This is a genomic window from Streptomyces sp. DH12 (assembly GCF_020873895.1).
GTDB lineage: Bacteria > Actinomycetota > Actinomycetes > Streptomycetales > Streptomycetaceae > Streptomyces.
In genome coordinates this window covers 1-744 of sequence record NZ_JAHWGT010000251.1, presented here as the reverse complement: position 1 = coordinate 744, position 744 = coordinate 1, and the positions used below count along the sequence as shown (strand labels likewise).

General features: G+C 66.9%; 1 protein-coding gene. It reads right to left on the bottom strand.

Annotated elements, in window-relative coordinates; all coding sequences use genetic code 11:
- A partial coding sequence (tatC, locus tag LPA54_RS33840; RefSeq protein WP_228984525.1) for a twin-arginine translocase subunit TatC occupies positions 1 to 703 on the bottom strand: 703 nt, incomplete at its 3' end.
- Between the last annotated feature and the right edge of the window lie 41 nt (positions 704 to 744).

Below are 744 nucleotides of genomic sequence, written 5' to 3'. Positions count from 1 at the left end.
GGGAGAAGCCCACGGCGACGAAGTACAGGACGACGATCGGCCCGGACAGCGCCAGCATGCCCACCGGGTCGGTGGTGGGCGTGGCGACCGCGCCGAAGACGAAGACGCCCATGACGACACCGCGCCACCAGCCCGCCATCCGGCGGCCGGACACGATGCCCACCATGTTCAGCATGATCAGCAGCAGCGGCAGCTCGAAGGCCAGGCCGAAGACCAGCACCATGCGGATGGTGAAGTCGAGGACCTCGTCGAGCGACAGGATGTTCGCCGATCCCCCGGGCGTGAGACTGAGCAGCACCTTGATGCTGACCGGGAGGATGACGTACGAGAGGAGGGCGCCGCCGGCGAACAGCGGCACGGCGGCCGCGGTGAAGACGTAGGTGTACTTCTTCTCGTGCCGGTGCAGACCGGGGGCGACGAAGGCCCACAGCTGGTAGAGCCAGACCGGGCTGGAGACGACCAGGCCCGCCATGAGGCTCACCTTGATCGTCGTGGTGAACGGCGACGTCAGTGTGTTGAACGACACGATGGCGCAGTTGCCGCCGTCGCTGTTCGTCAGGTCGTCGCACTTGGGCACCGGATCGGCCAGGAACTGCATGAGCTGTTCGCTGTAGAACGCGGCGACGACCGACACCACGACGATCGCGAGCACGGCCTTGGCCAGGCGGTTCCGCAGCTCACGCAGGTGTTCCACCAGGGGCATGCGCCCCTCGGGATCCCTCTGCTGTGTGCGGGCAGACTTGA